21 protein-coding genes are annotated in these 22,140 nt (G+C 71.8%); 12 read left to right on the forward strand and 9 right to left on the reverse strand.

The features are described from left to right. Positions 1-83 precede the first annotated feature (83 nt). From V8Z80_RS12600 to V8Z80_RS12620, 5 genes are all read left to right on the forward strand, one after another. Entirely contained in the window at positions 84-1,919 is a 1,836-nt protein-coding gene (locus V8Z80_RS12600; RefSeq protein WP_336062188.1) for a type I secretion system permease/ATPase, read from the forward strand. Then, positions 1,916-3,262, forward strand: coding sequence for an HlyD family type I secretion periplasmic adaptor subunit (locus V8Z80_RS12605; protein WP_336062189.1), 1,347 nt, complete (start codon positions 1,916-1,918; stop codon positions 3,260-3,262). The genes V8Z80_RS12600 and V8Z80_RS12605 overlap by 4 nt, the downstream gene beginning before the upstream one ends. Beyond that, complete coding sequence (locus tag V8Z80_RS12610; RefSeq protein WP_336062190.1) at positions 3,259-4,671, forward strand: TolC family outer membrane protein; 1,413 nt, start codon at positions 3,259-3,261, stop codon at positions 4,669-4,671. The genes V8Z80_RS12605 and V8Z80_RS12610 overlap by 4 nt, the downstream gene beginning before the upstream one ends. Continuing rightward, entirely contained in the window at positions 4,668-5,099 is a 432-nt protein-coding gene (locus V8Z80_RS12615; protein WP_336062191.1) for a YbaN family protein, read from the forward strand. Before V8Z80_RS12610 ends, V8Z80_RS12615 begins: the two co-directional genes overlap by 4 nt. Before the next feature lie 270 nt (positions 5,100-5,369). Next, positions 5,370-7,964 (forward strand): AsmA family protein, encoded by a 2,595-nt coding sequence (locus tag V8Z80_RS12620; protein WP_336062192.1) that lies wholly within the window; start codon positions 5,370-5,372, stop codon positions 7,962-7,964. A gap of 27 nt (positions 7,965-7,991) precedes the next feature. On the opposite strand, the gene V8Z80_RS12625 is transcribed toward V8Z80_RS12620, so the two are convergent. The 3 genes from V8Z80_RS12625 to rsmD are packed head-to-tail and all read right to left on the reverse strand — an operon-like array spanning position 7,992 to position 9,365. Beyond that, on the reverse strand, positions 7,992-8,243 hold the full coding sequence (locus tag V8Z80_RS12625; protein ID WP_155195853.1) for a YfhL family 4Fe-4S dicluster ferredoxin: 252 nt from the start codon (positions 8,241-8,243) through the stop codon (positions 7,992-7,994). A gap of 4 nt (positions 8,244-8,247) precedes the next feature. Further along, positions 8,248-8,748 carry a pantetheine-phosphate adenylyltransferase gene (gene coaD / locus V8Z80_RS12630; protein ID WP_155195851.1) on the reverse strand — a complete coding sequence of 167 codons (501 nt, stop codon included), beginning with the start codon at positions 8,746-8,748 and terminating at the stop codon, positions 8,248-8,250. A gap of 56 nt (positions 8,749-8,804) precedes the next feature. Next, positions 8,805-9,365 carry a 16S rRNA (guanine(966)-N(2))-methyltransferase RsmD gene (gene rsmD / locus V8Z80_RS12635; protein ID WP_155195849.1) on the reverse strand — a complete coding sequence of 187 codons (561 nt, stop codon included), beginning with the start codon at positions 9,363-9,365 and terminating at the stop codon, positions 8,805-8,807. Between rsmD and ftsY the strand changes: the two genes are divergently transcribed. Further along, positions 9,364-10,590 carry a signal recognition particle-docking protein FtsY gene (ftsY, locus tag V8Z80_RS12640; RefSeq protein ID WP_336062212.1) on the forward strand — a complete coding sequence of 409 codons (1,227 nt, stop codon included), beginning with the start codon at positions 9,364-9,366 and terminating at the stop codon, positions 10,588-10,590. The two genes, rsmD and ftsY, sit on opposite strands and share 2 nt — an antisense overlap. A 75-nt stretch (positions 10,591-10,665) precedes the next feature. On the opposite strand, the gene V8Z80_RS12645 is transcribed toward ftsY, so the two are convergent. The 3 genes from V8Z80_RS12645 to glpD all read right to left on the reverse strand — a co-directional run bounded on the left by V8Z80_RS12645 (position 10,666) and on the right by glpD (position 14,974). Next, positions 10,666-12,396, reverse strand: coding sequence for a CYTH and CHAD domain-containing protein (locus V8Z80_RS12645; protein WP_336062193.1), 1,731 nt, complete (start codon positions 12,394-12,396; stop codon positions 10,666-10,668). Between the two features lie 218 nt (positions 12,397-12,614). After that, positions 12,615-13,433: an IclR family transcriptional regulator gene (locus V8Z80_RS12650; protein ID WP_155195846.1), complete on the reverse strand. Its 819-nt coding sequence runs from the start codon at positions 13,431-13,433 to the stop codon at positions 12,615-12,617. Further along, the gene (gene glpD, locus V8Z80_RS12655) at positions 13,415-14,974 is read right to left on the reverse strand and encodes a glycerol-3-phosphate dehydrogenase (RefSeq protein WP_155195844.1); all 1,560 of its coding nucleotides are present in this window, start codon (positions 14,972-14,974) and stop codon (positions 13,415-13,417) included. The genes V8Z80_RS12650 and glpD overlap by 19 nt, the downstream gene beginning before the upstream one ends. 114 nt (positions 14,975-15,088) lie before the next feature. On the opposite strand from glpD, the gene ribBA reads away from it, so the two are divergent. Genes ribBA through V8Z80_RS12685 form a run of 6 tightly spaced genes read left to right on the forward strand, consistent with a single transcriptional unit; the run spans position 15,089 to position 19,393 of the window. Then, positions 15,089-16,294, forward strand: a complete 1,206-nt coding sequence (ribBA, locus tag V8Z80_RS12660) for a bifunctional 3,4-dihydroxy-2-butanone-4-phosphate synthase/GTP cyclohydrolase II (protein WP_155195842.1) — start codon at positions 15,089-15,091, stop codon at positions 16,292-16,294. After that, entirely contained in the window at positions 16,291-16,815 is a 525-nt protein-coding gene (gene ribH, locus V8Z80_RS12665) for a 6,7-dimethyl-8-ribityllumazine synthase (protein ID WP_155195841.1), read from the forward strand. The genes ribBA and ribH overlap by 4 nt, the downstream gene beginning before the upstream one ends. Further along, positions 16,784-17,278: a transcription antitermination factor NusB gene (nusB, locus tag V8Z80_RS12670; protein ID WP_155195839.1), complete on the forward strand. Its 495-nt coding sequence runs from the start codon at positions 16,784-16,786 to the stop codon at positions 17,276-17,278. The genes ribH and nusB overlap by 32 nt, the downstream gene beginning before the upstream one ends. A 51-nt stretch (positions 17,279-17,329) precedes the next feature. Next, positions 17,330-18,301: a thiamine-phosphate kinase gene (thiL, locus tag V8Z80_RS12675; protein WP_336062194.1), complete on the forward strand. Its 972-nt coding sequence runs from the start codon at positions 17,330-17,332 to the stop codon at positions 18,299-18,301. Further along, on the forward strand, positions 18,285-18,824 hold the full coding sequence (locus V8Z80_RS12680) for a phosphatidylglycerophosphatase A family protein (protein ID WP_442951973.1): 540 nt from the start codon (positions 18,285-18,287) through the stop codon (positions 18,822-18,824). Before thiL ends, V8Z80_RS12680 begins: the two co-directional genes overlap by 17 nt. Beyond that, positions 18,821-19,393 carry a CinA family protein gene (locus V8Z80_RS12685; protein ID WP_336062195.1) on the forward strand — a complete coding sequence of 191 codons (573 nt, stop codon included), beginning with the start codon at positions 18,821-18,823 and terminating at the stop codon, positions 19,391-19,393. Before V8Z80_RS12680 ends, V8Z80_RS12685 begins: the two co-directional genes overlap by 4 nt. Here the strand turns inward: V8Z80_RS12685 and pyrF are convergent. From pyrF to V8Z80_RS12700, 3 genes are all read right to left on the reverse strand, one after another. Continuing rightward, entirely contained in the window at positions 19,377-20,195 is an 819-nt protein-coding gene (pyrF, locus tag V8Z80_RS12690) for an orotidine-5'-phosphate decarboxylase (RefSeq protein WP_155195831.1), read from the reverse strand. The genes V8Z80_RS12685 and pyrF overlap by 17 nt on opposite strands. 10 nt (positions 20,196-20,205) lie before the next feature. Continuing rightward, the gene (locus V8Z80_RS12695) at positions 20,206-21,516 is read right to left on the reverse strand and encodes an NAD(P)/FAD-dependent oxidoreductase (protein ID WP_155195830.1); all 1,311 of its coding nucleotides are present in this window, start codon (positions 21,514-21,516) and stop codon (positions 20,206-20,208) included. A 135-nt stretch (positions 21,517-21,651) separates the two neighbouring features. Further along, complete coding sequence (locus tag V8Z80_RS12700; RefSeq protein WP_155195828.1) at positions 21,652-22,053, reverse strand: diacylglycerol kinase; 402 nt, start codon at positions 22,051-22,053, stop codon at positions 21,652-21,654. Between the last annotated feature and the right edge of the window lie 87 nt (positions 22,054-22,140).

Here is a 22,140-nt window from a genome sequence, read left to right on the forward strand (position 1 = left end):
GGCTCGCGCGGGCGGGCTCTGTCATTGCCGGACGGCGCCTGCCCCGGCGCCGGTACACCTGGAAAGCCGATACGCGAGCCGCCATGCAACATTCCCGGGAACACCCCGCCGCCCCCGGCGCCGCCGAAATCCGCGCGGCGCTGTCCTGCTATCGCGGCGGCTGGCGCAGCGTGGCGGTCTTCAGCGCCGCCATCAACCTGCTGATGCTGGTGCCCTCGCTATTCATGCTGCAGGTCTACGACCGCGTGCTGGCATCGGGCAACCTCTACACGCTGGCCATGCTCTGCCTGATGGCCGCAGGGCTGCTCGCCGTCATGGGCGCGCTGGAGTACGCGCGCGGGCTGCTGCTCATACAGCTGGGCGCGCGCTTCGATGCGCTGCTGGGCCCGCGCGTGCACGGCGCGGCCTTCGCGCGCGGGTTGTCCGGTGCGCCGGCCAATGCGGCGCAGGCGGTGGGCGACCTGAACGCGCTGCGCCAGTTCCTGACCGGCAGCGCGGTGTTCGCGTTCTTCGATGCGCCGTGGTTTCCGCTGTTCCTGGCGGTGATGTTCCTGTTCCACCCCTGGCTGGGCGCGTTGGCGCTGGCTGGCGCCGGCCTGCTGATGGCGCTGGCCTGGGCCAACGAGCGGGCCTGCCGCCAGCCGCTGGCCGAGGCGGGCGCCCTGTCGGTACGCGCCAGCCTGTTGGCCGAAAGCCAGTTGCGCAATGCCGAAAGCATCCAGGCCATGGGCATGCTCGATGCCTTGCGGGCGCGCTGGCAGGGCCTGCATGGCGCCTATGTCGGCCTGCAGGGCCAGGCCAGCCGCCGTTCGGCGCTGGTCTCGTCCGTCTCCAGGAGCGTGCGCATCGCCCTGCAATCGGGCGTGCTGGCGGTAGGCGCCTGGCTGGCGCTGGACAACCGCGTCAGCGCCGGCATGATGGTGGCCGGCTCCATCCTGATGGGCCGGGTGCTCAGCCCCATCGACCAGGTGATCGCGGCGTGGCGGCAATGGGCCGCCACGCGGCTGGCCCAGCAGCGTCTGCAGGCGCTGCTGGCCGCGCACCCGGCGCCGGCGGCGGGCTTGCCGCTGCCCGCCCCGCAAGGCGCGCTGGCGCTGGAGACGGTCACGGTGGTGCCGCCCGGGGCGGCGCAGCCTTCGCTGGTGAACCTTAGCCTGGCGCTGGCGCCCGGGCAGGTGCTGGGCGTGGTGGGACCGTCGGGTTCGGGCAAGTCCACGCTGGCGCGGGCGGTGGCGGGCATCTGGCCGGCCCGCGTGGGCACGGTGCGCCTGGACGGGGCGGACCTGCGGCACTGGGACCGCCAGCGCCTTGGCGCATGGATGGGCTACCTGCCGCAGGACGTCGAGCTGTTCGCCGGCACGGTGGCCGAGAACATCGCACGTTTCGCCGTGCCGCAGGACCCGGCGCAGCGCCAGGCGCAGGACGCGCAAGTGATCGAGGCGGCCAGGCTGGCGGGCGCCCATGAGTTGATCCTGGCGCTGCCTCACGGCTACGACACCGTGCTGGGCGCGGGCGGGCTCGGCCTGTCGGGCGGCCAGCGCCAGCGGGTCGCGCTGGCGCGCGCCTTGTACGGCGATCCCAGGCTGGTGGTGCTGGACGAGCCCAACGCCAGCCTGGACGAGGCGGGCGAGCAGGCGCTGCTCGATGCCTTGCTGCGGCTGCGCGAGCGGCGCGTCACCGTGGTGCTGGTCGCGCATCGCCCCAAGGTGCTGGCCGCCGCCACCCACCTGCTGGTGCTGCGCGCCGGTCAAAAGCAGGCCTTCGGCCCGGCGCAGGAAGTGATGGCGCACGCCGGCGGCGCGGCCGCGCCCACGGGCAGGGCCGCCGCGACGCCCGCGGCTGCATCGCCGGCCAGCCTGGGCGCGCAGGCGTGGCGCGGCGTGCTGGATCTGCGGCGCGACAGGCAGGTGCAGGCATGAGCCAGGAGCGCGCGCGCGTGCTGCCCCTGCGGCCCGAGGCCGTGCCGCAGGCATCATCGGCTCCGGCCGCCGCCGATGCGCCGCGCGGCGGCGCGCGCCTGGGCTGGTGGGTGCTGGCGCTGGGGTTCGGCGGCTTTCTGGCCTGGGCCGCGCTGGCGCCGCTGGACAACGGCGTGGCGGTGCCCGGCACGGTCGTCGTGACCGGCGAGCGGCAGGCCGTGGAAAGCCTGGGCGGCGGCGTGGTGCGGGCGCTGCTGGTGCGCGAAGGCGAACGGGTGCGGGCCGGCCAGCCGCTGGTGCACCTGGACGCCACCGCCGCGCAAGGCCAGGTGCACAGCCTGCAGGCGCAGTGGCAGGCCGTGCAAGCCAGGCAGGCGCGCCTGGCTGCCGAGAAGGCGCAGGCCCCGGACATGCAAGGGCCGCCGGCCGGCTCCGCGCCTGCGCTGCGCGCGGCCTACGAGCGGGAGCGCCAGCTGTTCGGCAGCCGCCGCGCCGCGCTCGAAGGCGAGCTGGCCGGCATCCAGGCCAGCCTGCTGGGCAACCAGGCGCTGGCCGCCGGGCTGCAATCGGCGCTGGCGCAAAAGCGCGCGCAGCAGGCGCTGCTGCAAGAGCAGCTGGCCAGCCTGCGCGGGCTGGCCGAGGAAGGCTACGTGCCGCGCAACCGCGTGCTGGAACTGCAGCGCATGCAGGCGCAGCTGGCGGGCGAAATCGCCGCCGACCTGGGCACGCTGGGCCAGGCCCGCCAGCAGGCGGCCGAGCTGAAGCTGCGCGCGCAGCAGCGCCGCGACGCCTTTTTCGAGGAAGTGGACACCGACCTGGCGCAGGCCGCCGTGCAGGCCGAGCAGATCGGCCAGCAGCTGGCCACGGCGCGCTTCGAGCTGGCGCACACCGAGATCCGCGCCCCGGCCAGCGGCATGGTGGTGGGACTGAGCGCCCATACCGTGGGCGGGGTGGTGCAGCCGGGGGCGCGGCTGATGGAGATCGTGCCCGAGGACCGGCCCCTGACGGTGGACGCCAGCCTGCCGGTGCAAAGCGTGGACAAGGTCCGGGCCGGCCAGCCCGTGGAACTGATGTTCACGGCCTTCGACGCCGCCACCACGCCGCGCCTGCCGGGGCAGGTCACGCTGGTGTCGGCGGACCGCTTCGAGCAGGAGCGCACCGGCCAGCCCTACTACCGCTTGCGCGTGCAGGTCGATGCCGCCCGGCTGCAGGGCTTGCAGGGCTTGCAATTGCGCGCCGGCATGCCGGTGGAGGTGTTCGTGCGCACGGGCGAGCGTTCCATGCTGAACTATCTGTTCAAGCCGCTCATCGACCGTGCCCGGACGGCCTGGGGAGATGCATGAGGCTGGCGGGCAGGGCGGCCGATAGCGCGTTCGGGCGCGTCCTGGCCGGCGCGGCGCTGGCGCTGTGCCTGGTGGCGCCGGGCTGGTCCCTGGACTTTCGCCAGGCCTATACGCTGGCGCTGGCGGCCGACCCGGTCTGGGCCCAGGCGCGCGCCCAGGCCCGGGCCGATGCGCAGCAGGCCAGCCTGGGCCGCAGCGGCCTGCTGCCGCGGCTGGACTACCGCTATGCGCGCGGGCGCAACTGGTCCGAATCGCGCCAGCGCACGGCGCTGGGCAGCAGCACGCAGGAGTTCGACTATTCCAGCTATGCCTCGGCCTTCACCCTGACGCAGCCCTTGTTCGATGCGGCCGCCTACGCCCGCTATCGCGAAGGCCAGGCGCGCGCCCGGGCGGGGGCCTACACCCTGGCGCGGGCGCGCCAGGCGCTGGCCGTGCGGGTGTTGCAGGCCTATACCGACGTGCTGTACGCGCAGGATGCGCTGGACCTGGCCCGGGCGCAGGAGCGCGCGCTGCAGGAGGACGCGCGGCGCAGCGCGCGCTTCGTGGCCGGCGGCGAGGGCACCGTCACCGACCAGTTCGAGATCGAGGCGCGCCTGCGCGTGGTGCAGGCGCAGGCCATCGAGGCCGGCGACCTGCTGCGCGCGGCGCGCAATGCGCTGCGCGGGCTGACCGGCCCGGCCTGGAACGGTTCGACGCTGGCGCCCTTGCAGGAAGCCGGGCTGGACGTGCTGGAAGAGGCCCCGCTGCCGCTGGCGCGCTGGCGCGAGCTGGCGCTGGCCGGCAATCCGGAGCTGGCCGCGCAAAGGCAGCTGGTGCAGGCAAGCCATCAGCGCTACCTGGGAGAGCGCGCCGGCCACCTGCCCAGCGTGCGCCTGTATGCCCGCAGGCAGTTGAGCGATTCGAACGCCGAGAACCAGATCGGGCAGCGCTACGACACCAGCACCGTGGGCGTAGAAATCAACGTGCCGATCTACGGCGGGGGCCAGACCTCGGCGGCCAGCGCCCAGGCGCTGGCGCAAGAGCAGGCCTTGCAGCACCGCCTGCAGGCCGATACCACCGCCTTGCTGGACGATCTGGAGCGCCAGTTCGATACCCTGGCCAGCAGCCGCGCGCGCATCCAGGCCTACCAACTGGCCGCGCGGGCGGCCGGCGAGCGCGTGCGGGCCACGCGGCGCAGCGTGCTGGGCGGCGAGCGCACCAGCCTGGACGTGCTCGATGCCGAGCGCCAGCTCGCCGAGGCCCGGCGCGACCTGGCGCGGGCACGCTACGATTATCTGCTGGCCTGGCTGAGCCTGCGGTGGCAGGCCGGCATCCTGGCCGAGCAGGACGTCACGCGCATCGCGACCTTGTTCGGCACGGGCGCACCCCCGGACGCCCCGGCCAAGGCGGCGGTACGATTGCCACCATGACGCCAGACCGCCAAGCCGAAGGAGCCTGGGCCCGCTGGGTCCGGCGGGGCTATTTCGCCCTGGGCATGGGCCTGCTTGCGCTGGCCGTGGTGGGCGCCTTCCTGCCCGTCATGCCCAGCACCATCTTCGTGATCCTGGCCGCGGCCTGCTTCGGCAAGGCCTCGCCGCGCTGGGAGGCCTGGCTGCTGAACCACCCGCGCTTCGGGCCCGCGCTGGTGGCCTGGCGCGAACAAGGCGCGATCTCGGCGCGCGGCAAATGCATGGCCGTGGGCGGCATCTCGCTGGGGCTGCTGCTGTTCTGGCTGGGCGCGCGCCCGGGCTGGCTGCTGGGCGGGGCGGTCAGCGCCGGCATGCTGGGCTGCGCCCTGTGGCTGGCCACCCGGCCGGCGCCCAGGCCCGGCGACGGCCCGGCCGCAAAAGCAGAGTAAAAGAGCGCCTGGCGGCTTGCCGGCCCCCGAATATGTATCCAAGCTTGTATCGGGCGAACCGGCCGGCGCGATGGGCGTCAAAGGGGGCTTGAGGGGCCGTCCGGCCCCGTTTGCAGGGATTTTCCGCCACCCCCTGTTCCGCCGTGGTCCCGCTTGGGGGCCGCGGCGCTTCATCTTGCGGTAGCATTCGAGGTTACGCCCGCGGCCGGAGCGCGGGCGGAGGCCGCGGCGCCTCGGCATACACACGACAGGGAGGTCTTCGGGGCCGCAATGAAACAGTGGATCAAAAGGATACTCATCAGCCTCGTGGTCGTGGCCGTGGTGGCGGTCGTGGGCGTGGCAATCTTCCTGCTGACGTTTGATCCTAACGCCTACAAGTACAAGCTGGCCGAAGTGGTGCAGAACCGCTACGACCGCACGCTTTCCATCGACGGGCCGATCGAGCTGTCCCTGTTTCCCCGCATCGGCCTGGCCGTGCAGGACGTCTCGCTGTCCGAGGTCAACAGCACCGAGCAGTTCGCCGCCATCAAGAGCGCGCGCGTGGCCGTGGCCGTCTGGCCGCTGCTGTTCAACCAGCTGGTGGTGGACCACATCGCCATCAATGGCTTCCAGGCCCGCGTGGTGCGCGGCAAGGACGGCAACTTCAACTTCAGCAACCTGGTGGACCGCAATGCCGTGCCGATCTCGATCGACGGCGAGCCGGTCGTGCCCACGGCCGGGCAGGCCGCGGCCGGCGCGGCCCTGGAAGGCGCGCGCATGGGCGGGCAGGCCGTGGTCGACGCCTCCGAGGCGGTGCGCCGCGCCGACATGCAGATCGACATCGCCGGCCTGGATCTGAAGGACGGCGACATCCAGCTGCAGGACGCCATCAGCGGCATGGCGGTGCGGGTCAGCAGCCTGTCCATCGCCACCGGCCGCGTCACTTTCGACCAGGCCTTCGACGTCACGCTGTCGGCCAACATCGAGGGCGGCGATCCGCGCGTGCAGGCCAAGCTGGCCGGCCAAGGCCTGCTGATGCTCGATCCGGCCGCCATGCGCTATGCGGCGCAGCGCCTGGACCTGCGCCTGGACGGGCGGCTGGGCGACGTGCAGGCCAGCGCCATCACCGCGCGCGGCAACGTCGCCTTCGACGCCGGCCTGCGTTCGCTGGACGTGGCCGGGCTGGAGCTGGGCTTTGCCGGCGACGTGCAGGGCGCCTATCCCATGAAGGGCGTGGAGGCCTCGGTCAGCGTGCCGCGCCTGTCGGCCCATCCGGGGCGCCAGCGCCTGCAGATCGAGAAATTCGCGCTGCGGGCCACCGGCAACTGGGACGGCAGCCCCTTCGACGTGGGCCTGGATGCCCCGGCGCTGGACATCCGGCCCACCGAGGCTAGCGGGCAGGGCATCTCGGGCCGCGTGCGGGTGGACGGCCAGCAGGCGCTGGACCTGACCTTCGGCCTGACCGGCCTGAGCGGCAGCGCCGACGCGCTGGACATCAAGGAAGCCAAGTTCAATGCCGCGCTGCGCCAGGGCCAGCGGCTGGTCAAGCTCACCTCGGTCTCGCCGTTGTCGCTGAGCCTGCTGCAGCGCAGCTTCGCGCTGTCGGCGGTCAAGGGCGAGGTCGACATCACGGACCCCGAACTGCCCAAGGGCATGCTGCAGATCCCGGTGATCGGCAGCGTCTCGGCCGACCTGGCCAAGGACCTGGCGCGCGCGCGCATCAACGCCGTGCTCGAGGGCGGCAAGTTCGACCTGTCGGCCGACGTGACGCAGCTGGCGCAGGACCCCATCGTCAAGTTCGGCCTGGCGGTCGACATCCTGGACCTGGACAAGCTGGCCCCGCCGTTCGAGCCGGCGCCCAAGCCCGCCCAGGGCGGCGGCAACGGCGAGGGCGGCTCGCAGGGCGAGCGGCCCGTGCCGCCCCCGCCGCCGCAGGAAAAAACCTGGGATTTCACTGCCCTGCAAGGCGTGACCGCCGACGGCACGATCAAGGTCGGCGAGCTGGTGGTGCGCAACCTGAAGGCCAGCGAACTGAACGCGCAGATCCGGGTCGCCAATGGCCGGCTGGACATCTCTGGCCTGTCGGCCGCGCTGTACGGTGGCAAGGTGGCGGGACAGCTGTTCGCCGACAGCAAGGACAACCAGCTCGGCGCCAAGGTCTCGCTGGCCGGCATCGAGATCGATCCGCTGCTGACCGACGCCATGGGCCAGAGCAGCCTGCGCGGCAACGGCAGCCTGGCGCTGGATCTGCGCGCCAGCGGCGTCAGCGCCACCGAATGGCGCCGCACCCTGTCCGGCTCCAGCCAGCTGCGCCTGAAGGACGGCGCCATCAAGGGCATCAACGTCGCGCAGATGCTGCGCGAGGCGCGCGCCCTGGTCTCGGGCGAGGCCGGCGCGGCCCAGGCGGACGTGGCGCGCGAAACCGACTTCTCGTCGCTGGAGGCCGACCTGGGCTTTGCCAAGGGCATCGGCACGGTGCGGCGCCTGGCCATGGCCGCGCCGCTGCTGCGCATCACCCAGGGCAAGCCCGCCGAAATGAACCTGATCGAGTCCACGCTGGACATGACGCTGAACGTGCGCGTGGTCAACACGTCCACCGGACAGGGCGGCAAGGAGCTGGCCGAACTGCGCGACCTGACCATCCCTTTGCGCATCGTCGGCCCCTTCAAGCAGCCGGCCTATTCCATCCAGTGGCGCGGGGTGGGCAGCGAGGCGCTGCGCCGTTCGCTGGAGAACAAGCTGCTCGAGGAAGTCGAGCGCCGCACCAAGGCGCAGGCCGAGCCGGCGCCGGGCAAGCCCGATACGGGCACCGGATCGGGTTCGCTGATCGAGCAGGAAACGGTCAAGAGCCTGGGCAATGCCATCAAGGGGCTGCTGGGCCGCTGACGGCGCGCCGGGGGCCCCGGGCGCGGCTCAGGGCTGGCCGGTCAGCCGGCGGTACTTGGCCATCAGCGCGTCCTGGCCTTCGTGCCAGTCGGGATGCAGGGTGATGCACTCGACCGGGCACACGACCTTGCACTGCGGCTCGTCGTGGTGGCCGACGCATTCGGTGCAGCGTTCAGGGGCGATCTCGTAGATCTGCGGCCCCATGTAGATGGCGTCGTTGGGACACTGCGGCTCGCATACGTCGCAGTTGATGCACTCGTCGGTAATGCGCAGGGCCATGGCGTCAGGGCCAGGACTGCTCGCGCTTCTCGCGGGCCTTGACCTGCAGCCAGCGCTCGACCGAAGGGAACACGAACTTGCTGACGTCCCCGCCCAGGATGGCGATTTCGCGCACGATGGTGCCCGAGATGAACTGGTACTGGTCCGAGGGCGTCATGAACAGGGTCTCGACCTCGGGCAGCAGGTGGCGGTTCATGCCGGCCATCTGGAACTCGTACTCGAAGTCGGAAACCGCGCGCAAGCCGCGCACGATGACGCGCGCCTCCTGCTCGCGCACGAAGTCCTTGAGCAGCCCGGAGAAGCTGCGCACGATCACGTTGGGATAGTGGCCGAGCACTTCCTCGGCGATTTCCAGGCGTTCCTGCAGCGAGAAGAAAGGATTCTTGGCGCGGCTTTGCGCCACGCCCACCACCACCTTGTCGAACAGGCCGGCCGCGCGGCGGACCAGGTCTTCATGGCCGCGGGTCAGGGGATCGAAGGTTCCGGGATAGACAGCAGTGATCATCGTGCTTGGGCTCCGGGCCGAATGGAAAATCCTGGGCCTAAAGCGCGATTATTGACTTAATTCTGCGATGCAGCAAATTGGAAGAGGTGGTAGTGGACGGCGCCGGCCTTGTCCTGCCTGAGCAGGGTAAAGCCGGGCGGCGCGGCCAGCGGCGCCTCGGATTCGGCGTAGACCAGGCCGGCGGGCGCCAGCGCCCCGGGCAGCAGCGGCCACAGGCGTTCGAGCCAGCCCTGGCGAAACGGCGGGTCGAGCAGCACCAGGTCGTAGCCGGCGGCGCCGCGCAAGGCCGCCAGCGCATCGCCCGGGTGCACGCGCACGGCCTGCGCGCCAAGCTTCTGGCGCAAGGCCCGCAAGGCCGCCACGGCGCGCCGGTCGGTCTCGACCAGCAGCACCTCGCGCGCGCCGCGCGAGGCCGCCTCCAGGCCCAGGGCCCCGGTGCCGGCGAACAGGTCCAGCACCCGCTTGTCCGCGAACTCGCCCTGCCAGAAATGGCCCAGCCAGTTGTAGAGCGTCTCGCGCACCCGGTCCGGCGTGGGACGCAGGCCGGGCGCATCGATCACGGCGATGGGGGTGCGCCGGTAACTGCCGCCGACGATGCGAATATACTTCGTGGTCATGTTCAATTTCTTCAAGAAAAAGCCCCCCGCGCCGCCCCCGGCTCCCGAGCGCGAAGAGGCTGGCGCGCAAGCCCAGCCGCCCCAGGCCCCCGAGCCGGTCCCCGCGCCCGAGCCGGAGCCTGCGCCTGCGCCTGCGGAACCCGCCGCATCCGCTTCCGCCGCATCCGCTTCCGCAGAAGAATCCGCCTTCGCGGAATCCGCCGCGCCGCCTGCCGTCCCGGCGCCGTCTTTAGGGGCGACGCCCGCGGACGAACCGCAGCCTCTTGCCCGGCCCGAGGCGGCCGGCGGGTCCGATGCCGCTGCGGCCAAGGAAAAATCCTCCTGGCTGAACCGGTTGCGCAGCGGCCTGTCGCGCACGGGCAAGAGCCTGAGCGGGCTGTTCGTCGGCGTCAAGGTCGACGAGTCGCTGTTCGAGGAGCTCGAAACGGCGCTCATTATGGCCGATGCGGGCGTGGAGGCCACCGAGAAGCTGCTGGCCGCCTTGCGCGCCAAGGTGCGCAAGGACCGCATCGACGACGCCCAGCAGGTCAAGGCGGCCTTGCGCGAATTGCTCGCCGAGCATCTCAAGCCGCTGGAGCGCACGTTCGACCTGCAGCGGGCCAAGCCGCTGGTGGTGATGATCGCGGGCGTGAATGGCGCGGGCAAGACCACTTCCATCGGCAAGCTGGCCAACACCTTCCAGGCGCAGGGCGCCAGCGTGCTGCTGGCCGCGGGCGACACCTTCCGCGCCGCCGCGCGCGAACAGCTGATCGAATGGGGCGCGCGCAACAACGTTACCGTCATTTCGCAGGACGGCGGCGACCCGGCGGCGGTGTCCTTCGATGCCGTCAACGCCGGCCGCGCCCGCGGCGCGGGCGTGGTCATGATCGATACGGCCGGACGCCTGCCCACCCAGCTGCACCTGATGGAAGAGCTCAAGAAGATCCGCCGCGTGATCGGCAAGGCCGACCCGGCGGCGCCGCACGAGGTGCTGCTGGTGCTGGACGGCAATACCGGCCAGAACGCGCTGGCGCAGATCCGCGCCTTCGATGCGGCCATCAACCTTACCGGGCTGGTCGTGACCAAGCTCGACGGTACCGCCAAGGGCGGCACGCTGGCGGCGGTGGCCGCAGGCAGCCAGGGCGTGCGGCCCGTGCCGGTCTACTGGATCGGCGTGGGCGAAGGCATGCAGGACCTGCAGCCTTTCGTGGCCAAGGATTTCGCGGCGGCGCTGCTGGGCGATTAGGCGTCCCGCGCCGGCCGTGCCGCCGGGCAGGCCTGCCGCCCCGGGCGGGCCTGCCCGGCCGCCTGCTTCGACTTCCTACTTCCAGAACGGCTTGCTTTCCCCCAGCGCCACGAAGGCCCGCTCGGCCTGCTGGCTCAGGGCGTCGAGCCGGGCGGTGATCCAGCCGCGCGCGAACCAGGCCTGCGGGTGGCCGGCCGTCAGCGTCTCGAAGTGCGACAGGGCCACGTGCAGGTCGTTCATCTCTCCAAGGATGTCCTGCACGGCCGAGAGCGCCTTGCGGTAGGCCTTCACGCGCTGGGACGAAAGCAGCGGCTCGGCGAAGGACAGGCCGTAGCGCAGGCGCTTGCCTTTCTTGCGCAGCTCGTGGCGGGCCTCGGCCGGCAGCGAGAGAAACTGCGCCCCTTCGGCCACCAGCGCCTTGTGCCACTTGTGCAGCCGCTTCTCCAGCAGGGCGCGCAGCCGGGGGGGCGGCGGCGCGCTCAAGGGGATGATCTCGACCTCGCCGGCCAGCGCGGGCGTCTCGCCTTCGTCGCCGGACGGCTGCAGCGCAGCGCCGGCGTGGGCCGCCGATGTCCCCGCGCCGGATGCCGAGGCCGCCATCGCACGGCCGCCTGCCGCAGGATCGCCTGACGCGGTACCGCCCGCCGCGGGATCGCCCGCCGCAGCCGCGGACCGCGCGGGCGCGGTCCCGGCCGCGTGGGCAGCGGGCAGGCCGATGGTCCAGGCCAGCATTTCGAGCAGCCAGCCCTGGAAGCCGGCCGAGGCCGCCTTGGCGCGGGCATCGACGTCCGGGCCGGACGCGGGCAGTTCCAGGGCAGGCATGCCCGCGCGCTCGAGCGTGGGCAGCACGGTATCGCGCAGCACGTCGGCGTCGCGGCTCAGGCCGAAATCGGCGAAGTGCTGCCGGGCCGCCTGGACCAGTTCGGGGGCCGGGTCGGGCGTCCAGCCGCGAAACAGCTTCCAGGCCGAACGCAGGCGCCGCATGCCCACGCGCAATTGATGCACGTGGTCGGGGTTGCCGGCCAGGTAGCGGCCGTCGGTGTCCGCCTCGGCCAGCACCGTGGCGTTGCGCACCACCTGCTCCAGGCATTCGTAGCCCACCGCGCGCAGCGCCTGCTCGGGCGTCATGTCCGGCGCCAGCGGCGCGGTGCCCGCCGGCCAAGGAGCCCAGAAGCCCCGGACCACGCGTTCGCGCTCGGCGTCGCTGCCGGCCTGGGCCAGCGCCTGCGCCGTGCGCGCCAGCGCGTCGCCGCGTTCGGACTTGCTGCGCAGATCCAGCACCAGGCCATGCTTGCGCAGCCAGCGGCGGCCCAGGTCGAACACGGCGTCCAGGCGGCCAGAGACCAGTTCGAATTCGACTTCGCTAAGCGGCAGTTCGAGCTGGCCCGCGCGCAGGCAGCCGGTATCGAAGGCGGCCTCGACAGTGCCGTGACGGGTGCGGATGCGGCGCAGCAGGCGGCTGACGTCGGTTTCGTAGCGCACCGACAGCTCGCCCTTGAGCCCGGCCAGCACGGGCGCGACCGCGGTGTCGGCGTAGACCGACAGGTCCAGCACCGGACCCGGCCGCTCGTGGTTCAGTTCCATGCGCGCCAGCGCGTGATCGCCGGGCGCCTTGAGCGTCTGGACCCATTGCCGGCCTTCCTTGCGCAGGCGGATGGCCACCCGCGCCTTGGCCAGCTCGCGGCCCGGCGTGTCGAAATACAGGGCTTGCAGGCGGATGCGCGTGCAGGCGCCTTGCTCCAGTTCGCGGCGTACGCCGGCTCGGGCCGCACGCGGCACGTGCAGCTTCAATTCTTGTTCGGACATGATGATGCGACTTGCACCCTATAGGGACGTTGATCACCGATATTAGCGATATCCCCCGGGGGATTTGATGAATAGTCATAAAAACTTCATCAAATCGCGGTCCGATGTTGTTGTAAACGTTTGCAGCTGGCCGTCGGGCGCAAGCTGCCGCCGTGGCCAGGGCGCGGCCCGGTTCAGCCGTGCGGGGCGGCTCCGTTTAGCTGTGCGGGCGCGCCCGTTCAGCTGTGCGGCGCCCCCCGATAGCCCAGCTTGCGGGAGATTTCGGCGGTGCATTCGTGCAGCTGCCGCGCCACGGGACCGTCCCAGTCGGCATCGAACAGGCCGGTGGGACCCAGCGCGGTCAAGGCCAGCACCAACGCGCCCGTATGGTCGAACACCGGCGCGCTCAGCGCGTCCACGCCGGGCAGGGGCGTACCCAGGGCGCGCGCCATGCCCTGGCCGCGCACGGCGGCCAGCAGGGCCTGCCACTCGGCCGGATCGGGGCGGACCTGGTTGCGGCCGGTGACCACCGCCGCGTCGTCGGCCTCGCGCGCGATGTAGTGCTCGGCCACCTTGGGCGGCAGCCAGGCGGCATAGACGTGGCCGGTGGCGGTGTGCTGCATGGACATCACGGTGCCCTTGCGCATGTTCACGTGCACCGGATAGCTGGCTTCGGTGATGTGGATCATGGTGGGCCCGTGCGAGCCCAGCACCGACAGGGCCAGCGTATGGCCGATGGCGGCCGCCAGGCGCGCCACCTCGGGCAGCGCCAGGCGCACCGGATCCAGCCGCTGCAGGCTCACCAGGCCCATCTGCAGGGCGAAGGGGCCCAGCTCGTACTGGCCGGTGACCGCGTCCTGCTGCACCAGGCCCACCCGCACGAAGCTCACCAGGTAGGGATGCGCCTTGGCCGAGGTCATGCCGGCCGCCTGCGCCAGGTCGCGCAGGGTCATGGCGCGGCCGGCCTCGACCAGCGCGGCCAGCAGCGGAAAGCCGGTCTCGACCGACTGGATGCTGCGCTGGCCGTCGCGCGCGGCCCCTAGCGTGCGGCCAGCCATTGGTCCAGGCGCTCCAGGGTTTGCTCGCCGGCCACCAGGCCCAGCCGGGTGCGGCGCCAAAGGATGTCCTCGGCGCTGCGGGCCCACTCGTTCTCGGCCAGCCAGCGCACTTCGGCCTCGAGCAGGCCGGCGCCGAAGTCCTCGCCCAGGTCGGCCATGCCTTGCGCTGCGCCCAGCAGCAGCTCGGTCAGCGTGCCATAGGTGTGCACGTAGCGATGGGCCAGGGCCGGCGGCAGCCAGCGGTAGCGGTCCTGCAGCGCCGCCAGGTAGGCGGCCGGGTCGGCCCCCGGCATGTTGGCCCCGGGCAGCGGCGCGCTGGCGGTCCAGTCCTCGCGGCGGCCCGTGTAGGGCGCCAGCTTCTGCATGGCGTGCTGGGCAAGCTGGCGATAGGTGGTGATCTTGCCGCCGAACACCGACAGCAGCACGGGCTCGCCGCCGCGCCCGCCGCGCACGTCGAAGACGTAGTCGCGCGTGACGGTCGAGAGATCGCCCTGGGCGTCGTCGTACAGCGGGCGCACGCCCGAATAGCTCCAGGCGATGTCCCGGGCGCTGATCTGCTGCTTGAAATAGCGGTTGACCGCGCGGCACAGGTAGTCGGTCTCTTCGGGGCTGATGCGCGCCTGCGACGGGTCGCCGTCGAAGGCCACCTCGGTGGTGCCGATCAGGCTGTAGCGGTCCTGGTAGGGGATCACGAAGACGATGCGCCGGTCGTCGTTCTGCAGGATGTAGGCGTGCTCGCCCTCGTAGAGCCGGGGCACGGTGAAATGGCTGCCCTTGACCAGCCGGAGCTTGTTGGTGACCGGCCCCATGCCAGCCTGGCTGGCGATCAGCGACTGCAGGGCATGCACCCAAGGGCCGGTGGCGTTGACCAGAATGCGGGCGTTGACCGTGACCTCGCGGCCCTCGAGCGTGCGCAGGCGCGCCCGCCAGCCGGGCGTGCCCGGCTCGGCGCCGGGCGGGCCGCAGCCTTCCAGCCGGCGCAGCCCCACGCATTCGTGCCGGGTGAGCACGGTGGCGCCGCGCTCGCAGGCGTCCATGGCGTTGAGCACCACCAGCCGCGCGTCGTCCACGCTGCAATCGGAATAGGCAAAGCCGGTGGCCAGGTCGGCGCGCAGGGGCACGCCGGCCGGATCGCTGCGCAGGGCCAGGCGCCGCGCGCCGGGCAGGCGCGGCGAGCGGCGCGCCAGGTGGTCGTACAGGAACAGGCCCAGGCGCAGCATCCAGGCCGGGCGCAGGTGCCGGTCGTGCGGCAGCACGAAGCGCATGGGATGCACGATGTGCGCGGCGTTGTTCAGCAGCACCTCGCGCTCGGCCAGGGCCTCGCGCACCAGGCGGAACTCGCCGTGCTCCAGATAGCGCAGGCCGCCATGCACCAGCTTGCTGCTGGCCGAGGAGGTGGCCTGGGCCAGGTCGCCGCGCTCGCACAGCAGCACCTTCAGGCCGCGGCCGGCCGCATCGCGGGCGATGCCCGCGCCGTTGATGCCGCCGCCCACGACCAGCAGGTCGACGTCGTGGTGGCTGGCTGGCTGCTCGCTGGTCATGGCGTATCGGGGACAGGGTCGGTGCAATGCAGTTTACCTTGCGGGCCGGGCCGGCGCGCTGGCCTTTCGCGGCGGCGCTAAAATGCCGGTTTGATCCGCCTTGCCGGTCCCGCCATGTCCGCCTCCAGCACCCACACCCTTTCCGCCGTCCCCAGCGACAAGCCGCTGGGCGAGTTCTCCATTTCCCCTGTCGGCGAGATCATCGCCGAGCTGCGCGCCGGGCGCATGGTCATCCTGGTGGACGAGGAAGACCGCGAAAACGAGGGCGACCTGCTGATGGCGGCCGAGTTCGTCACGCCCGAGGCCATCAATTTCATGGTCACCCACGGGCGCGGGCTAGTCTGCCTGACCCTGACCGAAGAGCGCTGCCGCCAGCTCGACCTGCCCTTGATGGCCAGCCGCAACGGCACGCGCTACGGCACCAACTTCACCGTCTCGATCGAGGCCGCGCAGGGCGTGGAAACCGGCATCTCGGCGGCCGACCGCGCCCGCACCATCCTGGCAGCAGTGGCGCGCGATGCCAAGCCCGAGGACCTGGTGCAGCCGGGCCACATCTTCCCGGTCAAGGCCGTGCGCGGCGGCGTGCTGGTGCGCGCCGGCCACACCGAGGCCGGCTGCGACCTGACCCAGATGGCGGGGCTGACCCCGGCGGCGGTCATCTGCGAGATCCTCAAGCCCGACGGCACGATGGCGCGCCTGCCCGACCTGGTCCGCTTCGCCCAGCAGCACGGGCTCAAGATCGGCACCATCGCCGACCTGATCCAGTACCGCAACGAACACGAGTCGGTGGTCGAGCGCGTGGCCAGCACCACGATGGAGACGCCCTGGGGCACCTTCCAGGCCCACGCCTATCGCGACACGGCCAGCGGCGCGCCGCACCTGGCGCTGGTGCACGGCACCGTCAGGCCCGACGCCGAAACGCTGGTGCGGGTGCACGAGCCCACCTCGGTGCTGGACCTGCTCGATGCCGGCGCCGGCCAGCACAGCTGGGGCGTGCGGCGCGCCATGCAGGCCATCGCCGGCAGTTCGGCCGGCGTGCTGGTGCTGATGAACTGCGCCGAGCCGGCCGAGCTGTTCTTCCGGCAGGCCGGGCAATGGGGCAAGCCGGCCGGCCAGGCCGCGCCCCAGCGCGACGGCGGCCGCCTGGACCTGCGCACCTACGGCATCGGCGCGCAGATCCTGCGCGACCTGAACGTCGGCCAGATGCGCCTGCTGGCGCGCCCGCGCAAGATGCCCAGTATCATGGCCGGCTTCGGCCTGGAAATTACGGGTTACGATTGCGACCCCCCACCCACCCCGCAGGAAGGCAGCGCACCATGAATCCCTACACCATCGATCCGGACACCAACGGCGAAGGCCTGCACATCGGTATCGTGCGCGCGCGCTTTAACGAAGAAATCGGCATGGCCGAGCTGCAGGCCTGCCTGCAAGAGCTGGCCGAGCTGGGCGTGGACGAGCGCGACGTCATGGTCGTGAGCGTGCCCGGCGCGCTCGAGCTGGGTATCGCGCTGGCGCAGCTGGCCGACACGCGCGAGTTCGACGCCCTGATCGCGCTGGGCGCGGTCGTGCGCGGCGAGACCTACCATTTCGAAGTGGTCAGCAACGAGAGCGCCGCGCAGATCTCGCGCGTCGCGCTCGAATCGGGCATCCCGGTCGCCAACGGCGTGCTGACCACCGACACCGACGAACAGGCCCAGGCCCGCGCCGCCGAGAAGGGCCGCGATTGCGCCCGCACCGCCATCGAGATGGCCAACCTGATGGCCGCGCTCGAGCCCGAGGCCGACGACGAAGACGACGAGGACGAAGATTTTGACGACGACGAACAAGACGAACGCCGCTGAAGGCGCAACCGGGCGCAGCGCCCGGCGCCGCGCGCGCGAGTTCGCGCTGCAGGGCATCTATGCCTGGCTGCTGCGCGGCGGCGAAGGCACGCAGGATGCCGGCGAGATCGACGCCCACATCCGTGATTCCGAGGACTTCGCCGAGGCCGACGCGGCCTGGTTCAAGACGCTGCTGTACGGCGTGCTGAACCAGGCGCCGGCCCTGCGCGAGCGTTTCGCCCCCTTCGTCGACCGGCCGCTGGCCGAGCTTTCGCCGGTCGAGCACGGCATCCTGCTGATCGGCAGCTACGAGCTGGTGCAGCACGTGGAAGTGCCCTACAAGGTGGCCATCAACGAGGCGGTCGAACTGGCCAAGTCCTTTGGCGGCACCGACGGCTTCAAGTTCGTCAACGGCGTGCTGGACAAGCTGGCCGCCGAGGTGCGCGCCGCCGAAGTCCAGGCCGTGGCCCGGCGGCGCGCCTAGCGCGGCAGGCTGCGCGCGCCGGGGCGCCGGCCGCCACAGGAGGGCATTCCCATGACCGCCGAATTCGACCTCATCGCCCGCCACTTCAGCCGGCCGGTGCCGGCCGGCATGCTGGGCGCTGGCGACGACTGCGCGCTGATGCCCGTCCCGCCCGGGCGCCAGCTGGCCGCCAGCACCGACATGCTGCTGTGCGGCCGGCACTTCTTTCCCGACGTCGATCCGGCCGCCCTGGGGCACAAGGCCCTGGCGGTCAATCTTTCCGACCTGGCCGCGATGGGCGCCCAGCCGCTGGGCTGCCTGCTGGGGCTGGCGCTGCCGCGCGCCGACGATGCGTGGCTGGCGGCCTTTGCCGACGGCTTCTACGCCTTGGCCGAGCGCCACGGCTGTCCCCTGGCCGGCGGCGACACCACCCGGGGCAAGGAGCTGGCCATCAGCGTAACGGTGTTCGGCGCCATCGATCCTGACCGGGCCTTGCCCCGTTCGGCGGCGCAAGCCGGCGACGACATCTGGGTATCCGGCGAGCTGGGCGCGGCCGACCTGGCGCTGCGGCTGATGCAGGGCAGCCTGCCCGCCGACCCCGCCCGCCTGGCCCTGGCCCGCGTGGCGCTCGAATGGCCCGCCCCGCAGCTGGCGCTGGGGCGCGAGCTGGCCGGCATCGCGCATGCCGCCATCGACATCTCCGACGGCCTGATGCAGGACCTGGGGCATATCCTGGCCGCCAGCGGCTGCGGCGCCGAGTTGCGCTATGCCAGCGTGCCGGCGCACGAAAGCCTGCAGGGCGTGCCCGAGCCGGTGCGCCGCCAGGCGCTGCTGGCCGGCGGCGATGCCTACCAGCTCTGTTTCACGGCCGCGCCGGCCCGGCGCGCGCGTATCGAGCAGGCTGGCGCGCGCGCCGGCGCACGGGTGACCCTCATCGGCACCGTGCAGGCCGAGCCCGGCCTGCGCGTGCGCCTGCCCGATGGCGGCCTGCTGCCGCCCATGCCCGGGGGCTTTGACCATTTCCGGGATGCGCATGGCGCTTGATCCCCGCCCCGAACCCCGCAAACGCAAGGAAAGGCTGGACTGGCCCAGCCTGGGCTGGGTCTGCCGCGATCCGGGCAGGCTGATCATGTTCGGCTTCGGCAGCGGGCTGCTGCGGCCGGGCCCCGGCACCTGGGGCACCCTGCTGGCCTGGGGGCTGTGGGTGCTGGCCGCGCCTTCCTCGCCGGACTGGGCGGTGGGGCTGTTCCTGCTGGCGGCCTATGCCTATGGCTGCTGGGCGGCGCAGCGGGTGGGCCGCGAACTGGGCGTGTCCGACCACAGCGGCATGGTCTGGGACGAAATGGTCGCCTTCTGGCTGGTGTTGTGGCTCACTCCTGGTACGCTTATGGGACAGGCCTGCGCCTTTGCGCTCTTTCGGCTGTTCGACATCGCCAAGCCTGCGCCCATCCGCCAGTTCGACCGGCGGCTGAAAAACGGCTTTGGCGCCATGTTCGACGACCTGCTGGCGGCCTTGTTCACCCTGTTGACCCTTGCCATTGCCGTACGACTCGGAGCGCCCCTATGAGCAGCGATCCCGCCCCGCCCCAAAGTCCTGACGAGGCCGCCGCCTTGCAGGCGGCAGGCGCCTCGCATGCGCGGCTCAGTTTTCCCGAGGTGCTCACGCTGGCCGACGTGCTGCAGGCCCGGCTATGGAAAATAGCGGTGGCCGAGTCGTGCACCGGCGGGCTGCTGGCCGCCTCGCTGACCGAGCTGCCCGGCTCCAGCGCCTGGTTCGAGCGCGGCTTCGTCACCTACAGCAACGAGGCCAAGATCGAGCAGTTGGGCGTGGCGCCGCAGATCCTGGCCGAGCACGGGGCGGTCAGCGAGCAGGTCGCCCGCCAGATGGCCACCGGCGTGCTGGCCGCGGCGCAGCAGGCCAACGTGGCGGTGTCCATCACGGGCATCGCCGGGCCGGGCGGCGCGGTGCCGGGCAAGCCGGTGGGCACGGTGTGCTTCGGCTTTGCCCAGCGCGGGCCGGACGGCCTGCTGGTGTGCGCCAGCACCCGGCACTTCGACGGCGACCGGGCCGCGGTGCGCGCGGCCTCGGTGCAATACGTGCTGCGCACGCTGGCGCTGTTCAGCGCACAGCGTTGATCGCGTCGCGGGTCTGGCGCGCGGCGCGCGCGGCGGCCTGGCGCCATTGCTCGCCGCCGCCGGCATACAGGATCGCCCGCGACGAATTGATCATCATGCCCGTGCCGGCCGCATTGCGGCCGGCGCGCACCGTGGCCGGTATGTCGCCGCCCTGCGCGCCGATGCCCGGCACCAGCAGGGGCAGGTGTTCGCCGACCCGCCGGCGCACCGCGGCCAGTTCCTCGGGAAACGTCGCGCCCACCACCAGCGCGCATTGGCCGTGGGTGTTCCATTGCCCGGCGACCATGTCGGCCACCCGCAGGTACAGCGGATCGCCGTTGTCGGTGCGCAGGAACTGCAGGTCCGAGCCGCCCGGGTTGGAAGTGCGGCACAGCACGATCACGCCGCGGTCGCGCCAGGCCAGGTAGGGCTCGACCGAATCGAAGCCCATGTAGGGGCTGACCGTGACGGCATCGGCCTGGTAGCGCTCGAAGGCCTCGCGCGCGTAGTTCTCGGCGGTGGCGCCGATGTCGCCGCGCTTGGAATCCAGCACGATGGGCAGGCCCGGGTGATGGGTGCGGATGTGCGCGCACAGGGCCTCGAGCTGGGCCTCGGCGCGCTCGGCGGCGAAATAGGCGATCTGCGGCTTGAAGCCGCAGACGTAGGGCGCGGTGGCATCGACGATGGCGGTGCAAAAGCGCAGGATGGCGTCGGGCTGGCCCGCGAACTCGGCCGGAAAGCGGCGCGGGTCCGGGTCCAGCCCCACCATCAGCAGGGAGTTCGAATCGGTCCAGGCCCGATCCAGTTTTTCGGTGAAGGTCATGGCGGTCCGGTCAGTGCAGCTTGACGCGCGGCTGGGTGCGCCGCATCAGCAGCCGCGCCAGCGCCAGCGTGGCGGTGCGGCCCACGCCCAGCACGGCGCGGTGGTGCATCAAGTGCAGGCTCATGTACATCAGGCGCGCCAGTGTACCGCTTACGAACAGGCCCTTGCCGGTGAGCTTGCCCATCAGGCTGCCGGCGCCGGCGTCCTGGCCCAGCGAAACCAGCGAGCCGTGGTCCTGGTAGACGTAGGGTTTTTGCGGCTCGGGCCGCCCGGCGATGCGCGCGCCCAGCAGCTCGGCCAGGTATTCGGCCTGCTGGTGCGCCGCCTGCGCGCGGGCCGGCACGGTGCGGCCGTCGCGCCAGGGCGCGGCGGCGCAGTCGCCCATGGCCAGGATGTGCGGATCTTCGGTGTGCAGGCGGGCATCGACCTCGATCTGCCCGATCCGGTTCTGGGGCAGCCCCAGCCGGGCCGCCACGGGCAGGCCCCGGATGCCCGCCGCCCACATGCACAGGCTGGCCGGAAAGCTGCGGCCGTCGGCGGTGCGCACTTCGTTGGCCGCCACCTCGGAGACGCGGCAGTCGGTGTGCACCCGCACCCCCACCTCGGCCAGCCGCGCCATGGCGGCCTCGGAGATGCGCTCGGGCAGGGCGCCCAGGATGCGCGGTCCGCCCTCGAGCAGCGTCAGCGTCATGTCGCGCTCGGGCCGGAAGTGGCTCAGTCCGTAGGCGCTGACCACGTGCCCGGCTTCGTACAGCTCGACCGACAGTTCCACGCCGGTGGCCCCGCCGCCCACGATCACCAGGTCCAGCTTGGCCTGCGGGTCGGTGCGCCGGGCCTCGTTGAGCTTGACCATGGCCTGCAGGATCAGCAGGCGAAAGCGCTCGGCCTGCTCGACCGTATCGAGCGTGACGGCATGCTGCTCGGCCCCCGGGGTGCCGAAGAAGTGGGAGGTGCTGCCGATGGCCAGCACCAGCGTGTCGTAGGACAGCATGCGCTCGGGCACGACCTGCTCGCCGTCGGGCGTGGCCACGGCCGAGATCCGCAAGGTGCGGGCCTGGCGGTCCACGTCCAGCATGCTGCCCAGCACGAAGGTGAACCGGTTCAGGCGGGCCAGCATCAGGTAGGACAGGCCTTCCTGCTGCACGTCCATGGTGCCGGCGGCCGCTTCGTGCAGCGAGGGCTTCCAGACGTGCAGGGGCCGCGCATCGACCAGGGTGACGGCCTGCGGGCCGTAGCGCCGGCCCAGCCTGGCGGCCAGTTCCAGGCCGCCGGCGCCGCCGCCGACGATCACGACGCGGTGAGGAGGGGACTTTTCAGGCATGGCGGGTGTCCGAGCGTTGAACCAGCCCTGAGTGTGCCGCGTCCGCCGCGGGGCGGCAAATGCAGGACGCTGCGGAGCTTTTCGGTGTGTATGCGGAGTTTGCGCGGCCCGGGAGACGGCGGGCTGGCCGCCGCCCTAGAAATGGTGCCCGAGATAGCGGCTCACGCCGATGGTGACCCAGGTGGCCACGGTAAAGATCAGCGACAGCATGACCGCGGCGCTGCCCAGGTCCTTGGCGCGCCCGAGCAACGGATGGATCTCCACCGACAGGGCATCGGCCAGGGCCTCGATGGCCGAATTCAGCAGCTCGACCACCAGCACCAGCACCACGCACAGGATCAGCACCATGACTTCCAGGGCATTGCGGCCCAGGAAAAAGGCGGCGGGGATCAGCAGCATGGCCAGGGCCAGTTCGTGCCGGAACGCGGCTTCGTACTTCAGGGCGGCCTTGAAGCCCTGGAACGAGTAGCGCATGGCCTTGGCCAGGCGCCGGATGCCGCCAGTGCTTTTGTAGGGTGAGGAACCGGGTGTCGCCATGTCTGCCTGTACGGGCTGCCAAGAGGGCCGCGTTGCTAGCCGGCGCTGCCGTTGCCGGTGCGCATAAGATAACCGACCCGCCGGCCT

It is taken from the genome of Orrella sp. JC864 (genome assembly GCF_037026685.1).
Classification (GTDB): domain Bacteria; phylum Pseudomonadota; class Gammaproteobacteria; order Burkholderiales; family Burkholderiaceae_B; genus Orrella.

What these genes read in the sequence shown, in the direction of transcription:
- ribBA (WP_155195842.1), top strand. Translation starts at nt 15,089, where the DNA reads ATGTCCGCCTCCAGCACCCACACCCTTTCCGCCGTCCCCAGCGACAAG.
- pyrF (WP_155195831.1), bottom strand. Translation starts at nt 20,195, where the DNA reads ATGACCTTCACCGAAAAACTGGATCGGGCCTGGACCGATTCGAACTCC.
- ribH (WP_155195841.1), top strand. Translation starts at nt 16,291, where the DNA reads ATGAATCCCTACACCATCGATCCGGACACCAACGGCGAAGGCCTGCAC.
- V8Z80_RS12685 (WP_336062195.1), top strand. Translation starts at nt 18,821, where the DNA reads ATGAGCAGCGATCCCGCCCCGCCCCAAAGTCCTGACGAGGCCGCCGCC.
- V8Z80_RS12650 (WP_155195846.1), bottom strand. Translation starts at nt 13,433, where the DNA reads ATGGCTGGCCGCACGCTAGGGGCCGCGCGCGACGGCCAGCGCAGCATC.
- V8Z80_RS12620 (WP_336062192.1), top strand. Translation starts at nt 5,370, where the DNA reads ATGAAACAGTGGATCAAAAGGATACTCATCAGCCTCGTGGTCGTGGCC.
- V8Z80_RS12615 (WP_336062191.1), top strand. Translation starts at nt 4,668, where the DNA reads ATGACGCCAGACCGCCAAGCCGAAGGAGCCTGGGCCCGCTGGGTCCGG.
- V8Z80_RS12625 (WP_155195853.1), bottom strand. Translation starts at nt 8,243, where the DNA reads ATGGCCCTGCGCATTACCGACGAGTGCATCAACTGCGACGTATGCGAG.
- coaD (WP_155195851.1), bottom strand. Translation starts at nt 8,748, where the DNA reads ATGATCACTGCTGTCTATCCCGGAACCTTCGATCCCCTGACCCGCGGC.
- V8Z80_RS12700 (WP_155195828.1), bottom strand. Translation starts at nt 22,053, where the DNA reads ATGGCGACACCCGGTTCCTCACCCTACAAAAGCACTGGCGGCATCCGG.
- V8Z80_RS12605 (WP_336062189.1), top strand. Translation starts at nt 1,916, where the DNA reads ATGAGCCAGGAGCGCGCGCGCGTGCTGCCCCTGCGGCCCGAGGCCGTG.
- ftsY (WP_336062212.1), top strand. Translation starts at nt 9,364, where the DNA reads ATGTTCAATTTCTTCAAGAAAAAGCCCCCCGCGCCGCCCCCGGCTCCC.
- rsmD (WP_155195849.1), bottom strand. Translation starts at nt 9,365, where the DNA reads ATGACCACGAAGTATATTCGCATCGTCGGCGGCAGTTACCGGCGCACC.
- V8Z80_RS12610 (WP_336062190.1), top strand. Translation starts at nt 3,259, where the DNA reads ATGAGGCTGGCGGGCAGGGCGGCCGATAGCGCGTTCGGGCGCGTCCTG.
- V8Z80_RS12680 (WP_442951973.1), top strand. Translation starts at nt 18,285, where the DNA reads ATGCGCATGGCGCTTGATCCCCGCCCCGAACCCCGCAAACGCAAGGAA.
- glpD (WP_155195844.1), bottom strand. Translation starts at nt 14,974, where the DNA reads ATGACCAGCGAGCAGCCAGCCAGCCACCACGACGTCGACCTGCTGGTC.
- thiL (WP_336062194.1), top strand. Translation starts at nt 17,330, where the DNA reads ATGACCGCCGAATTCGACCTCATCGCCCGCCACTTCAGCCGGCCGGTG.
- V8Z80_RS12645 (WP_336062193.1), bottom strand. Translation starts at nt 12,396, where the DNA reads ATGTCCGAACAAGAATTGAAGCTGCACGTGCCGCGTGCGGCCCGAGCC.
- V8Z80_RS12695 (WP_155195830.1), bottom strand. Translation starts at nt 21,516, where the DNA reads ATGCCTGAAAAGTCCCCTCCTCACCGCGTCGTGATCGTCGGCGGCGGC.
- V8Z80_RS12600 (WP_336062188.1), top strand. Translation starts at nt 84, where the DNA reads ATGCAACATTCCCGGGAACACCCCGCCGCCCCCGGCGCCGCCGAAATC.